Here is a 14,923-nt window from a genome sequence, read left to right as displayed (position 1 = left end):
AGCTAAGACCACGAAAGCCAAATAAAAAGAGGATGTCATGACCGTTATCCGTCAACAAGACTTCATTGATAGTATTGAAGATTCCCTGCAGTTTATATCTTACTACCACCCATTAGATTATGTAAAAGCAGTTGAAGAGGCCTATAACAAAGAGCAGAGCCAAGCGGCAAAAGACGCTATGGCACAAATTCTTATCAACTCCCGCATGTCGGCCGAAGGAAAACGCCCTCTATGCCAAGACACGGGAATAGTGACTTGCTTTGTTAAAGTAGGAATGGAAGTTTCTTGGGATAAAACTGACATGACCGTTCAGGAAATGGTTGATGAGGGTACGAGACGTGCCTACACCAATCCCGATAACCCTCTACGTGCGTCTATTGTATCCGACCCCGCAGGAGCCAGACAAAATACCAAAGACAATACTCCAGCAGTTGTACATATTGATATGGTACCCGGTGCTAAAATCGAGGTAATGATTGCAGCGAAGGGCGGTGGCTCAGAAAACAAATCTAAAATGGTAATGTTAAACCCTAGTGATGACATTGCTGATTGGGTGGTCAAAACGCTCCCAACAATGGGCGCTGGTTGGTGTCCACCCGGCATGTTGGGAATAGGCATTGGTGGTACTGCAGAAAAAGCAGCTGTACTTGCCAAAGAAAGTCTTATGGACCCGGTGGATATTCAAGAACTTATCGAGCGTGGCCCCCAAACAACGGATGAAAAATTACGTCTGGAGATTTTCGAGCGCGTAAATAAATTAGGGATAGGTGCGCAAGGGCTAGGTGGTTTAACCACGGTAGTGGATGTGAAAATAAAATCACTGCCTACGCATGCGGCGTCAAAACCTGTTGCGATGATCCCTAATTGTGCGGCAACGCGTCATGCGCATTTCTACCTTGACGGTTCTGGTCCTGCCGAACTTACGCCACCAAAACTAGAAGATTGGCCTGAAGTAACATGGGAAGTTGGCGAGAACACACGCCGCGTAAACCTCGATGAGGTTACTAAAGAAGACATTCAGGAGTGGAAAGTAGGGGAAACCGTACTGCTTTCAGGAAAGATGCTAACCGGCCGCGATGCAGCGCACAAACGCATTCAAACGATGATGGACAACGGCGAAGGTTTGCCTGAGGGCGTTGATCTTACAAACCGCTTTATTTATTACGTAGGTCCTGTGGATGCTGTTGGCGATGAAGTAGTTGGGCCGGCGGGTCCAACCACTGCAACCCGCATGGATAAATTTACCGATATGATGCTTGAGAAAACAGGCCTTATTGGCATGATTGGTAAAGCAGAACGCGGCCCAGCAACGGTAGATTCAATTGCGAAGCACAAAGCGGTGTATCTCATGGCTGTAGGTGGTGCTGCATACTTAGTGTCTAAGGCAATTAAAAAGTCTCGTGTTGTTGCTTTTGAAGAACTGGGTATGGAAGCAATTTACGAGTTCGATGTTGAAGACATGCCGGTAACGGTGGCGGTAGACAGTACAGGTGCAAACGCGCATAAGAATGGCCCCGCTATCTGGAAAGCAAAGATTGAAGATTTAGATGCTTCATTAAGTAAATAAAGCCACTTACCGCAGTACACGACTGACGTTAATGGAGCGATGCGCAAACACGCTTCACTTTATATCAGCGTTTTACAGGTCAACGCGGAATAATAAAAACAGGTGCCATTGGCACCTGTTTTTGTTTATAGTGCTGTATAAAATGCCAGTGTTTTCGATTTTTAAATACTCGTACTAACACATATTTCAAATCAATACGGTGTAAAGGCTATATGACCATCGAATCTTTAAATTCTCATGCTTCAACGTTACTTGCACTTACGTTACTCATTTTCACACTTTGTATTCTTTTTTTTATTCGTTCGCTATCATTAAAATCACAGCTAAATGCACAGACTGCAGAGACAAAAACACTGCAAGATGCCCTTACAGACTTAAAGCAGGAATTTGCTGTAATGAGCGCGAAATCAGAAAAAGTTGAGTACTTAGAGCAGTCTAATCGAGCGCTTCATCAATCCCTTCAGGAAGAACGTATTACCCTTGCTAAAGTCAAAGCACAGAATGAAGCGCAGCAATCAAGAATTGAAGCACTGCACGAAAGTCATGAAGAAAAGCTAGCCAACATGGCCGCCTCTGAGCAGCGGTTGCACACTCAGTTTGAAAACTTGGCCAACAAAATTTTTGAAGAAAAACAGCAGCGATACAGTACTCAAACAAAACAAAACATAGAAGCCGTGCTGGCACCATTTAAAAATGACTTAGAAGGTTTTAAGCGGCAAATTTCAGAGCAACACATAAGAGAAGGGCAAGAGCGTGCCTCATTAAAAACTGAAATTCTTAGCTTAAAAGAGCTCAATCGTAAAATAACCGAAGAAGCATCTGCATTAACCAGTGCACTGAAAGGTGACAATAAAAAACAGGGAAACTGGGGCGAAGTGGTGTTAGAGCGTATACTAAAAGAGTCGGGGTTAAGAGAGGGGCACGAGTTCGAAACTCAAGTCTCTGCAAAGTCGGAAGAAGGTAAGCGTTTACAGCCAGACATCGTCGTTCATTTACCCAACGATAAAGACGTAATTATCGATTCGAAAGTGAGCCTAGCCGCTTACGAGCGTTTTTATAACTGTGACGATGACTCACAAAAAGCACATTTTCTCACCCAGCATGTAGCTTCTATTAAGGGGCATATCAAAGGACTAGGCGCGAAAGACTATCAAAATCTCAAAGGGTTGAGGACACTAGATTATGTACTTCTTTTTATCCCTATCGAGCCTGCATTTTTATTAGCAGTTGAGGAGGAGCCAGAGCTAGTTACCCTAGCCCTTAACCACAATATTATGCTGGTAAGTCCAACTAATCTGTTAGTAGCGTTAAGGACAATTAACAATATTTGGCAATATGAATATCAAAACCAGAATGCACAGAAAATCGCTGAACAAGCTGGAAAGCTTTACGATAAATTCGTGGGCTTTATTAACGATATGGAAAAAGTAGGAAAGTCGTTAGACAGTGCCCAAGGAAGTTTTGAACAAGCAATGAATAAGCTTAGCCGTGGACGAGGAAATATTGTTCGTCAAATAGAGCATTTCAGAGAATTAGGAGTGCAACCAACTAAGCGTTTGGATGTTAACCAACAGGATTCGCTTAATGATGGCTAAAAATAAAGAATTAAATATAAAATAATTCCAACGATATATAAATTTCAAACAAAAAGAAGCCCCATCTGATGGGGCTTCTTGTTAGTTAATGAATAACTACTTGAAACGTCTACGTAGGTAGATTGCAGGCAGTAATAGCAGGCTCAACCAACCTGTTGAACCACCACCCGTGCTGCGTGGCTCTGGCGCTGGCGGTGGTGGAGCAGGTTGCTCACTCACTTCGTCAGCCAAGTTGTTAACCGTTACCGTAACTTCCGCTGGCTCTGAAATATTTCCAGATGTATCGATAGCGACTACTTCCATAGTCACGCTTTCAAACCCGGCGTCAAAGTCTAGCAGTGAACCGTCAGCAACAGTAATCACACCGTCACGAGAAACAGATAGTGCAATAGAGCTAGAAGATTGAACGAAGAATTCCGATACTGGGCTAGTGATTCCATCAACATCAGTTGCTTCGATGGTACCCACTACCGTACCTGTTGCAGTATTTTCGTCTACTTCGAAAGACTGAGCTTCTATTGTTGGTGCATTTCCACCGTCTACTGGAATAGTAGTCGCAACAGCACCGTCAGCGCCTAAGAAAGTAAATCCACCTGTTCCAACACCGTTTAAGAACGCAGTTTGACCTGGCTCAAGCGTCGCTACTGCTTCACCGCTCTCATCTACCACTGTTGGTGTGTCAAGAAGCGGGAATGAGTAGTTAGATACAACTAAATCTTCGTCGTAAGCGACTGATGGGAAGAAGTCAAAAGCACTGTTCTCAACGCGGAATGCAACGGTAGCATTTGCGTTGCCAAGGTCAGCAATTGTTAAACCTAGTGCATCAACACAGCTTACCATGCTAAGTACATTTGAACCTGGCTCATGGATAGTACCAAACAACTGACCAGAAAGTGCGCCAAATGGACGGGTGAAAGTTACAACCGCAGTTGAATCTCGACCAAATGCAGACTCGTTAAGTGTTTGTGCTGTGAAGTCAAATACACCATCGCCATCAACATCTACATCCATGAAGAAACCAGCTGAGTGAAGTGATGCAACTGGATCACGCATCGTGATATTGGTGAACACTATTGCACCGGCTTCACACGTTGTTGCAGCAACTCCAATATACTCTAACGAGGTGCTAACAATATCAAATTGCTTATCAGCATCTACACCGCTGTCAATCATAGTTGCAACAAGTGCAGTATCAAAATCAACTGAGCCAGTATTTGTTACTGTGCGCAATACGCCGTTTTCAGTCAACTCTGTACCTAGCTCTACCGAACCGTATGCTTTTGGCAGTACGTGGTAAACGAGATGCATTGTTTCTTCAGACTCGTCGGTAAACATAAGCGCACCGTCGAACTCTACTGAAGTTAGTTCTGCAGTTCCATCTGGGCTGCCAGCAACCGTACTATCAAGTGTCCATTCAGGTAGCTTAGTAGGATCGATAGTGGCTACCACATCGAACGTTACTGTTTGACCCGCAGGTACCGTTAGTGTACTTGGGTATTCCATTGTCAGCGCGCCAGACGCTAAATCATCAGCGAAACGAGCTTCATCTGACAATGTATAAGTCTTAGACTCACCAGAGAAGTTTTTAACCGTTACTGTCTTAGTAATAGACGCAGTCTCATTCAAGCCTAGTAGGCCAAATGCAAGGGCAGCCTGCTTAGTTGAGGCGTCCCACGCCGCAGTAGCAGACTTTGACGCTTTCTCTACATCTACAAGACCCGCACCGATATAGCTAATTGGAGCAAGCTCTGCTTCAGGGTTAGTTGAGCGTGGCTCTAGCGTGACATCAAGATTCGCATTGTTCATTAATGTTGCTTTAAGCTCAAATGCATTACGGTTAGGGAATACTTCCGCTAACATTGCCATTGCACCAGCCGTGATTGGGCTAGAGAACGATGTACCACTAATTGGTGTAGTTCCGTCTCCTGTACCAACTTCAGCAGTATCAATTGCTGTACCTGGCGCTGTAATTTCAGGCTTCAACAAACCATCTACTGAAGGACCACGTGAGGTAAATGTTGCAATAGCCCCCGGCTTAGCAACTAATACAGAATCGAAAGCAAATGCCGCATCGCCAGCAGTAATAGCTGCTTTAAGCGCGTCACCATCTTCTTTTGAAATCATTACAGAGTTGATGCCGATTGGCGTAGCTGGCGTGCCACCCATAACGAACGCACCATCGCCTTCAATGTTGTTTGCAACAATTACAAACTCTGCACCAGCCGCTTCAGCATTTGCTACTTTTGTTACAAACCCGCACGCACCGCGGTCGATTAATACAACTTGACCCGTGAGGTCTGCAGTGTATTCAACACAACCTGTTGCATTAGTTTCAGGCTCTGCATAAACCACTGGCGTTGTGCTATCAATTGAGAACTCTGGCTCAGGGTTGAACGCCGCGCCAACAGCTACAATCGCAGTCTCACCTAGCGTCGCTGTTATTTCAGCAGTTTCAGCAGTAGGGTGAGTCATCGCACCTACAGAAAGTGCATTGGTAGTAGTACTTGGTCCACCAACAATAAACGGAGTAGGGCCATCGTTACCTGCAGAAATAGCAACTACAACTCCAAGCTCAACGGCTTTATCTATGAGTTCTGCAACAGCGCCACCACGATTGGTTCCAAAGTCACCACCTAGTGACATGTTTATGACATCTACACGGTCCGAAATATCGCCGTCGCCATTTGGATCCATTGCCGCTTCTAATCCGGCTAATTGAGCCGCACCAGGGCAGCTTTGGTCACACACGGTGTATGCGTAGACTTGTGCATCAGGAGCAACACCCAATACAGAGTGCGCAACGTGCGTACCGTGATTGTTGTTGTCCATTGGATCTGGGTCGCCATTAAAGAAGTCGAAACCACCTAGGACGTTACCGATAGGCCATGCCGGCGTATCTGCTAAGTCAGCAGTTGCTTCTGCAAACGCTTCAGCTGTACCTGGGCCGCCCACAGCAGCGTGAGTATAATCTAGACCGGAATCAAGGATAGCAACACGAATCCCTTGGCCACTCGCTACGTTTGCTGTTACTAGGCTGGTAGCGTTTATATATTCCGCGCTATCTTCAATATGAAGTTCAGAGTTGTTGACTGGAAGTACGTCTGCAACACCGCTCAACGTTCTAATTTTTGCGATATCTTGTAGTGAACCGTCAATCACTAGACCAGCGACCAGATTTGTTGTTCTAGATTTAAAAGCTACATCAACGCCTAGTGATTCAATTTGCGCCTGAAGTAAATCAAGGCCGGTGTTTGCGTCGAACACTGCATCTGTAGGGTTAGAAAGGTTAGATAACCCCGCTTTATTTGCCAATGCAACGTCTGCTACTGAGGTAGCAGTAGAGCTTTTCGCCTTAACAAGCCATGTTGTGCCAGAGTTTGCTATTGCAGATTGCTCAACAGTTGCATTTTTTTCAAAACCCTTTGTAAGGGCATCTAAGTCATATCTGTCATTCGCCGCAGCACTTGTAGCAGATAGTGCTACTACTATTGCAGCGCTTAAGGTAGTTTTTTTCATAGTTAATCTCTTGTGGTTTTATTCCCCGATACTCTAAAGATTGTGCTTTTATTATTTTTAAGCTGGCAGGTAATTGCTGCCTCTATCTTTAGAACAACATAATTATTAGCACACTTGTCACAGGATTGTCATGAGTGTTTCAAAATTAAATACATTACATATTTTGTTACATTTACAGGTGAGGAAAATTATTGAAATAAAAACAAATAATATTCCCATTTAACCGTCCTAAAAGCGGATATTTTGAAATTCAATTACAAACTTCAACGGAATCGCCAGCATTTTTACGGTGAAAAATAGGCTAGCAATTGCAATAATTTTTCTCATCTCTGTCACAACATTTACAATCATTTTACGTTTGTAGGATGCGTATCCTATTTTTAGCCTTGTTTATAGGTCGCTACGTTCTTCCTTTAAACAAATTCAATTCTAATGAGAAAGACACTCCCTCTTTGTTTCAACTAGCATGGTATTCACTAAATTTGATGCTATTAGCCCTCAAATAAAGAGGAAAAATCGTGAAAGATAGAAATCATCTCGCTGATGTAAAAACCGTTACCAACGTAGAAATAATTAAAAATGGTGTGGTTGATATACCTATGCTGCAGATTTTATCTGCTGAAGGAAATGTTATTGAAGGTGCTGTTGAGCCTTCGCTTTCTAAAGACGAATCATTAAAAATTTATAACACAATGGAGTACATTCGGGTTCTTGACGAACGTATGGTAGGCGCACAGCGCCAAGGGCGAATTAGCTTTTATCTTGCCAGTACCGGTGAAGAAGCGGCCTCGGTCGCAAGCGCAGCAGCTCTTTCTCCAGATGACATGATTATGTCGCAGTATCGTGAGCAGGGTGCATTGGCTTATCGCGGTTATACGACCAATCAGTTTATGAACCAAATGTTCAGCAATAAGGATGATCCGAATAAGGGCCGCCAGATGCCCATTCACTACGGTGATAAAGAGTTAAACTTTATGACCATATCATCTCCCCTTGGTACTCAAATTCCACAGGCGTCGGGCTATGCATATGGGCAAAAAATGTCGGGTAAAGACGTTGTGACAATATGCTATTTCGGAGAGGGTGCCGCGTCTGAAGGTGATTTTCATGCTGGCCTCAATATGGCTGCAGTGTTGAATTGCCCAGTCATCTTTTTCTGCCGTAACAATGGCTATGCTATTTCAACGCCCGCAGAAGAGCAGTTTGCTGGCGATGGTATTGCATCTCGTGGGTTGGGCTACGGTATTAAAACAATAAGAGTGGACGGTAATGATCCGCTGGCTGTGTATGCGGCAACTAAGGAAGCGCGCGCGTTAGCTATTGAAGAAAAGTGTCCAGTCCTTATTGAAGCGATGACTTATCGCTTAGCAGCGCACTCTACCTCAGACGACCCTACGGGATATCGTTCAAGAGATGAAGAAGACAAGTGGAGAGCGAAGGATCCCATCACTCGAATGGCAAACTGGTTGGAGGGTAAAGGCTGGTTTGATAAAACAGAAAACGACAAGCGCGTAGAGCAGGCCAGACAAGATGTGTTAGCTGCAATGAAAGCCTGCGAAAAAACAGATGTATGTGCTATCGATGACATTATTGAAGATGTTTACGATACACCACCTTGGCATTTAAAAGAGCAACTCACCGCACTAAAAGCGCACATTAAGAAGTACCCCAAGAGATACCCTAAAACATCAGGGAGAGTGAAATAATGGCAAAGATGAATCTATTACAAGCAATAAACAACGCACTCATTACTGCCATGACCGACGATGAAAAAGTAATGGTGTTTGGTGAAGACGTTGGCCATTTCGGTGGCGTATTTCGCGCAACTAGCCATTTACAAGAAAAGTTTGGAAAAGGGCGGTGTTTCAACACCCCACTTACTGAGCAGGGTATTATCGGTTTTGCCAATGGCTTAGCTGCGCAAGGCTCAGTGCCTGTGGCTGAAATTCAATTTGGAGATTACATCTTTCCAGCATTTGACCAAATTGTGAATGAAACCGCGAAATGGCGCTATCGCTCAGGAAGCCAATTTGATGTTGGCTCTCTCACTATTCGCACGCCTTATGGTGGTGGAATTGCAGGAGGGCTTTACCACAGTCAGTCGCCGGAAGCATTTTTTGCTCACTGTCCGGGTCTGAAAATCGTCGTTCCAAGAGATCCGTATCATGCGAAAGGTCTTCTTCTTGCGTCTATCAGAGATAAAAACCCCGTGCTATTTATGGAGCCAAAGCGACTTTACCGTGCGTCTGTGGCCGATGTGCCAGAAGATGATTACGAATTACCGTTAGGGAAAGCGGATATTGTTCAAGAAGGTAATGACATTACCTTACTAGGCTGGGGTGCTCAAATCGAAATTCTACAAAAAGCTGCGGACATGGCCTTAGAAGATGGCGTTTCTTGCGAAATCGTAGATTTAAGAAGCATTCTACCCTGGGATGTGGACACTGTGATGCAGTCTGTAATGAAAACAGGGCGCTTATTAATAAATCATGAAGCGCCTCTGACAGGCGGCTTCGCTAGTGAAATAGCTGCCAGTATTCAAGAGCGTTGCTTTCTTTACCTAGAAGCACCTATCGCTAGGGTGTGCGGTTTGGATACGCCATATCCTCTTGCGCATGAAAAAGAATACATGCCTGATGAAACAAAAACGTATGAAGCTATCAAGCGTACGCTTCACTATTAATAACGGGAGAAGTAGCAGTGACAATTGAATTTATTTTACCCGACATTGGTGAAGGTATCGTTGAATGCGAGTTGCTTGAGTGGCTTGTTAGTGAAGGCGAACATATTGAAGAAGATCAGCCGGTTGCTGAAGTGATGACGGACAAGGCGACAGTGCAAATTCCGGCCATGCACGCCGGTACGGTAAAGAAGCTGTATTACGCTGTTGGTGATATTGCAAAGGTACACGAGCCTCTTTTTGCCATGGTCACAGATGACTCGTCTATTAGTGCAGATAGTGTTGAGTCTGAAGACGCAAGAGCAAACCTAACATCGACTGATGATAAGCCACAGAATACCGCTTCGGAAAATTCGGGCTCCGAAAACTCGAATGTAGGCGAAACGCGGGCTTCATCTTCAACTAGCGCCATTGAAGATTTTATTTTGCCAGATATCGGAGAAGGTATCGTTGAATGTGAAATAGTGAAGTGGAACGTTCAAGAAGGCGACAGTATTGAAGAAGACCAGGCCGTTGTTGAAGTAATGACAGACAAAGCCGTGGTAGAAATTCCAGCCAAAAATGCCGGCACTGTTCACAAGCTCTATCACGCTCAGGGCGACATTGCCAAAGTACACACACCCTTGTTTGCACTGATGGTAGAGCGCAGCGGAACAAATCTCAGTGGGTCAGAGCTCAGTGAGTCAGAACTTAGTGCGCCTGAAGTAGCAAAAGAACAGCAGGCCAATAGCGTTTCTTCAAATAAGGCATCGACAAAAAGCAAAGCCGCAGCTCGTCTAGAAACCGAAGCTAAATGGAAGGATGGGGAATTCGAGCCGCCTATTGCTATCCCGGGAAGAGTTTTGGCAAGTCCGGCCGTTAGACGTATTGCTCGCGAGCAAGACTTGGATTTATCCGAAGTATCGGGCTCTGGTAAAAAAGGTCGAATATTAAAAACCGATGTTCTTGAACTGGCAAAGGCATCGCAGGATGCGGTATCAGAGAATACGAGATCACATGCAAGTAATACCTACGAATTGAAGAGTGGGACATCATCTCAACAAGTAACTAGTGCTAATTCTAATAACAACCAAGCCACAGGTGGTACACGCGTAGAAAAAGTACGCGGCATTCAATCAGCAATGGCTAAGCAAATGGCAGCGTCGGTTTACACCATTCCGCACTTTACGGTAAGCGACGAAGTCGTGATGGACAACTTGATTGCACTTCGCAAAAACTTGAAGCCTGAGTTTGAAAAGAAAAATGTGAAACTCAGCTTTATGCCGTTTTTCGTAAAAGCTATGTCTTTGGCGTTGACGGAATTCCCTGTTATTAACAGCCAGCTCAATGATGAAGGATCAGAGCAAACCTATTTTGAAGACCATAATATTGGGTTTGCTGTAGACTCGAAAATTGGGCTATTAGTACCAAACATCAAGGGCGTGCAAAGATTGTCTTTGTTTGACATCGCGGTACAGATGCAGGATATCATTGAGCAGGCAAGAGCCGGTCGTGTATCAGGCGAGCACTTAAAAGGTGGCACAATAAGCATTTCTAATATAGGTGCAATTGGCGGCATAACGGCAACGCCGGTCATTAATAAGCCAGAAGCTGCGATCGTTGCACTTGGAAAAACTCAGAAGCTTCCTCGCTTCGATGACAATGACAACGTGACGGCACAAAACATCATGGCGGTGAACTGGTCAGGAGACCATCGCATTATTGATGGCGCTACCATGGTAAGGTTTAACAACTTGTGGATGAGCTATCTTACCTCGCCTGAAAAGATGCTTATGCATTTAAAATAACATCTCATAAATAACCTTTTCAGGGTAAGAGAGATAACACGATAGGGCTAACTTCAATGGAAGTTGGCCCTTTTTGTTTGTCCTCTTGGTAAGTCATGTACTCGGTTAACGCAAAACGCTATTATAGCGAAATACATTGAACGCAACGTTACCTAGGAAAATTGTGTTAAGTTACCAACATGCATTTCATGCTGGCAATCATGCCGACGTTATCAAACACCTGTGCTGGTTAGGCGTTATAAAATCGCTTAAAAAGAAAGAAAAGCCTTTTACGTTATACGACTCTCATGCTGGTGCAGGACTGTATGACTTCACAGATGATTTATCGTCAAAAAATAAAGAGTATTTAAGCGGTATTGCCAGTTTGCAGGATGTTGTTGCGAAAAGCTCCCTCTTAAACGACTATGTTTCTCTTTGTCAGTCTTTTGTTAGCAAAGATGCTTACCCAGGCTCACCCGTTATTAGTGCAGAGTTAAAAAGAGAGAGTGATGTGCTGCACGCTATGGAGCTTCACCCTGGGGAGTTCGCAAAATTAGAATCAAATATTGCTGCTTATGCCAGCAGCAACGCCCATTCCCATAAGCGCGATGGCTTTGAAGGGCTCATTGCTCTCACTCCACCTAAGCCTAATAGAGGTGCAATATTAATTGACCCTCCTTATGAAAGGGCGAATGAATATGAAGATGTTGTTACAAACGTAGAACGAGTGCTGAAGCGATGGCAGCAGGCTCAAATTGTTATCTGGTATCCTTTGCTTTCGGCCCGTTCTGGCAACAAGCATGGCGCTAGTGAAGCAATGTGTGAAAAGCTAAGCGAGTTGCAGGTGCCCTGTTTTAAAGCTGAAATGCAAATTGCTGAAAATACTCATGATGCGGGCATGTACGGCTCAGGAGTAATGGTGTTAAACCCTGCTTGGCAGCTTGACACACAGCTTAGTGAAGCAATGCTTGAAGTGACGCAACACATGGGAGAACAGAGCAGTAGCAGTGTTACTTGGGTCAATAAAGATAATTAACTATGTCGCAACTCAAGGGACTCAAACACTTTTACATACCTGATGAACAATCTATTTATTTGCTTTCTCACGCAGACGCGAAAAAGCTAAAAGATTGGGTTAGCCTTTGTATTGCTGAGCTGAAAAGCCTTGGATATATAAATATTGAGTTGTTAGGCAAGGGGGCTTTTGGGTTTGCTTTTTCTGGCGAATCTCCTGCTGGTGCGCTTGCTAATGGCGCGCTTTCTAATGGAGAAAAACGCGTATTTAAATTCTCTCGAATTACCCTACCACAGCACATACGAGAACGGCTTGAGGAAGAAGGCTTTATGCTGTCTCATGTCGATCACAAGTACGTTCCTCGTTTTATTGAGTACCAGCAAATAAGAAAGCAGTCCATACTTGTCATGGCAAAAGCGCCGGGGGAAGACTTAGAAAAAGTAAGTCTTCGCGTGGGGCCATTATCACCGCGAGTCATCGTCAAAATAGCCGTTCAAGTAGGGGAAATACTGGTCTACCTGCGGCAATATATGGCAAAAGGAATGGACAAGCCCATAGTACATGGGGACATAAAGCCATCTAATCTGGTATGGGACGGCGAAAATGAACGTATTGGTTTGATAGATTGGGGGTCTTCCGTATTTGCACAAACAGATGCCTCTGGGCAATTCGTTACCAACAATGTAATGGATTTAATGTCGGGCGAGCTGCAGCAAACAAATGCTAGGCTTGGCGATGTGTATTTTATTGGTGAAGAACAGTTAAATGGTGCGCTTTCTAGCCCCCGTTTTGATGAACAGGGCTTAGCAAGTACCCTTTATGCACTGGCCTCTGGGCAGTCATGTCGATACGGCAGCAAAGTTATTACTCCCTCGTCTTTAGGCTTGCCGAAAATGCTCGCAGACATTTTAACCTACATGCTCGATGACGACGCTACCAAACGCCGACAGGGAGGCGATTATTTTCTTAATCACCTACATGTTTTAAAAAACATGGTGTTTTCTGAAGATAAAGAAGCGGTGTATACACCACTTATTCCAACATGGGTACATCAAACCGGGCAGGATATAGAAACGGTAGTGTATAGCTCAAGAAAGTCTTATCTGCGACAACAGGCCGCGCTTGAGAGCGAAGAGTTGCGCTATATCGATGATGCGCAGTTTGACCGATACTACAAAAATTATCTTCAAGGTATGGGTGATACCGAAAAAGCCTTCGTTTCTGCAATAAGTCGCTTGGGTCGCTATCCGGTGGTTGGTGGAATGGCAGTGAGGTGGGAGCCTGAAGGTATTTATGTAGATTCAAGTCTTAACCTTCACGATCCTAGTTTAAAGTCTGCCTTCGAACAGGCGGTTAATAATGTAATTACCCTTGCTCGCGCCATACATAAGCCCGCTGTATTTAAATGTTGTATGTTCAATGCGAAAAACACGGTGCACATTGAGCGAGAAAGTGAGGATGAAGATTTCATACCATCAGAAGGTCTTGAAATTCCCTATGAGCTGTCTAAAACGTCCTTATCAAAAGACGATAGTCGCACACACTCTTATTTTGAAGATGGTGATGATCCAGACGAGCTACTAAAGTTACCGGATACAATAATAGATACGATAAAAGCGCTTAACGCCATCCATCATACGGGGTGTATTATTTTCGAGTCATTAGCTACCCATCTAAAAATTCACAATTATTATACCTTGCTCGATCACAGCCAAGAGGCGTCATTCAGAGCGCTTCTTAATGATTTGGTTAAGCAGATACCGCTTATAAAAGGGTTAGGTATTTCAGGGTTTATGAAGTTACCCTATAAAGACACTCGCTTTTTTGAGCATAAGGCAACACTGCCAGAAAAGTACTACCCAAGAAATCCCAAAGCAATAAAACAAGAGAACGCACAACATGTCGGATATTAAACTATCTTCGCTATTTGAGTTAGAAACCATAGAAGCGGGCCTCTATCGAGGTCAGAGCTGGGATTTGGGTTTTCGGGCATTATTTGGCGGACAAGTTCTTGGACAGGCGCTAGCCGCTGCTTATGAGACCGTTGACGAAGAAAGAGTGGCCCACTCATTTCACACCTACTTTTTATTGCCAGGAGACGCACAAAAACCTGTGGTTTATGACGTCGAAATTGTTCGAGATGGCCGTAGTTTCTCTGCTCGCCGAGTTAAAGCAATTCAAGACGGTAGAAACATTTTCTATATGACAGCATCTTTTCAGGTACCTCAAGAGGGCATGCACCATCAGCAACCAACAATGCCAGATGTTCCTCCGCCAGAGGAGGTTCAGTCTGACATCGATTTCTATCAAGAGAATTTCAATAAAATCGCTCGCCCAATGAGAGAGGCTTTGAGCTACCACAAACCAGTTGATATTCGCACGGTTAATGCGGCTAACTCTTATCAACCTGTTAAACACGAGCCAACGCGCTATATATGGATGAAGGCGAGAGATACGCTCAGTGGGTCTTTATCTGTTCATCAAGCGGCGCTGGCTTACGCGTCAGACTACCACTTTTTAAGCACTTCTTTGCAACCTCATGGCGTCGCGGTTACTGATAAGTCTTTACGGATGGCCACCATTGATCACGCTATGTGGTTTCACCGCCCTGTTAACTTAAATGAATGGTTGCTATACGCGATGGAGAGTCCGTTCAGTGGCGGTGCTCGAGGTTTGGTACGAGGGCAGATCTTTACGCAGCAAGGCGAACTCGTGGCATCGACCACACAAGAAGGTCTTATGCGTCAGGTTGATTCATAAAATTGACCGATAATTTCAAAATAA

9 protein-coding genes are annotated in these 14,923 nt (G+C 44.4%); 8 read left to right on the top strand and 1 reads right to left on the bottom strand.

The features are described from left to right. Window positions 1-37: 37 nt before the first annotated feature. Window positions 38-1,567 (top strand): fumarate hydratase, encoded by a 1,530-nt coding sequence (locus GTW09_RS00875; protein WP_071978881.1) that lies wholly within the window; start codon window positions 38-40, stop codon window positions 1,565-1,567. A gap of 212 nt (window positions 1,568-1,779) precedes the next feature. Then, the gene (rmuC, locus tag GTW09_RS00870; RefSeq protein ID WP_239059233.1) at window positions 1,780-3,162 is read left to right on the top strand and encodes a DNA recombination protein RmuC; all 1,383 of its coding nucleotides are present in this window, start codon (window positions 1,780-1,782) and stop codon (window positions 3,160-3,162) included. A 96-nt stretch (window positions 3,163-3,258) separates the two neighbouring features. On the opposite strand, the gene GTW09_RS00865 is transcribed toward rmuC, so the two are convergent. Then, the gene (locus GTW09_RS00865) at window positions 3,259-6,678 is read right to left on the bottom strand and encodes a S8 family serine peptidase (RefSeq protein WP_163109918.1); all 3,420 of its coding nucleotides are present in this window, start codon (window positions 6,676-6,678) and stop codon (window positions 3,259-3,261) included. 518 nt (window positions 6,679-7,196) lie between these two features. On the opposite strand from GTW09_RS00865, the gene GTW09_RS00860 reads away from it, so the two are divergent. The 6 genes from GTW09_RS00860 to tesB all read left to right on the top strand — a co-directional run bounded on the left by GTW09_RS00860 (window position 7,197) and on the right by tesB (window position 14,899). Then, the gene (locus GTW09_RS00860) at window positions 7,197-8,384 is read left to right on the top strand and encodes a thiamine pyrophosphate-dependent enzyme (protein WP_163109269.1); all 1,188 of its coding nucleotides are present in this window, start codon (window positions 7,197-7,199) and stop codon (window positions 8,382-8,384) included. After that, window positions 8,384-9,361 carry an alpha-ketoacid dehydrogenase subunit beta gene (locus GTW09_RS00855; protein ID WP_163109267.1) on the top strand — a complete coding sequence of 326 codons (978 nt, stop codon included), beginning with the start codon at window positions 8,384-8,386 and terminating at the stop codon, window positions 9,359-9,361. Before GTW09_RS00860 ends, GTW09_RS00855 begins: the two co-directional genes overlap by 1 nt. A 17-nt stretch (window positions 9,362-9,378) precedes the next feature. Next, complete coding sequence (locus tag GTW09_RS00850) at window positions 9,379-11,145, top strand: 2-oxo acid dehydrogenase subunit E2 (RefSeq protein WP_163109265.1); 1,767 nt, start codon at window positions 9,379-9,381, stop codon at window positions 11,143-11,145. A 163-nt stretch (window positions 11,146-11,308) separates the two neighbouring features. Then, window positions 11,309-12,160, top strand: coding sequence for a 23S rRNA (adenine(2030)-N(6))-methyltransferase RlmJ (locus tag GTW09_RS00845; RefSeq protein ID WP_163109263.1), 852 nt, complete (start codon window positions 11,309-11,311; stop codon window positions 12,158-12,160). A 2-nt stretch (window positions 12,161-12,162) separates the two neighbouring features. After that, window positions 12,163-14,052, top strand: coding sequence for a protein kinase domain-containing protein (locus tag GTW09_RS00840; protein WP_163109261.1), 1,890 nt, complete (start codon window positions 12,163-12,165; stop codon window positions 14,050-14,052). Then, complete coding sequence (tesB, locus tag GTW09_RS00835) at window positions 14,039-14,899, top strand: acyl-CoA thioesterase II (RefSeq protein ID WP_163109259.1); 861 nt, start codon at window positions 14,039-14,041, stop codon at window positions 14,897-14,899. Before GTW09_RS00840 ends, tesB begins: the two co-directional genes overlap by 14 nt. Window positions 14,900-14,923 lie beyond the last annotated feature (24 nt).

Origin of the sequence: Alteromonas hispanica, from assembly GCF_010500915.1 — a bacterium.
Taxonomy (GTDB): domain Bacteria; phylum Pseudomonadota; class Gammaproteobacteria; order Enterobacterales; family Alteromonadaceae; genus Alteromonas; species Alteromonas hispanica.
The sequence above is the reverse complement of the archived record's forward strand: the minus strand, read 5'-3'. Positions and strand labels throughout refer to the sequence as shown.

Coding starts and splice junctions, on each gene's coding strand:
- GTW09_RS00855 (WP_163109267.1), top strand. CDS start 8,384: ATGGCAAAGATGAATCTATTACAAGCAATAAACAACGCACTCATTACT.
- GTW09_RS00865 (WP_163109918.1), bottom strand. CDS start 6,678: ATGAAAAAAACTACCTTAAGCGCTGCAATAGTAGTAGCACTATCTGCT.
- GTW09_RS00875 (WP_071978881.1), top strand. CDS start 38: ATGACCGTTATCCGTCAACAAGACTTCATTGATAGTATTGAAGATTCC.
- rmuC (WP_239059233.1), top strand. CDS start 1,780: ATGACCATCGAATCTTTAAATTCTCATGCTTCAACGTTACTTGCACTT.
- tesB (WP_163109259.1), top strand. CDS start 14,039: ATGTCGGATATTAAACTATCTTCGCTATTTGAGTTAGAAACCATAGAA.
- GTW09_RS00840 (WP_163109261.1), top strand. CDS start 12,163: ATGTCGCAACTCAAGGGACTCAAACACTTTTACATACCTGATGAACAA.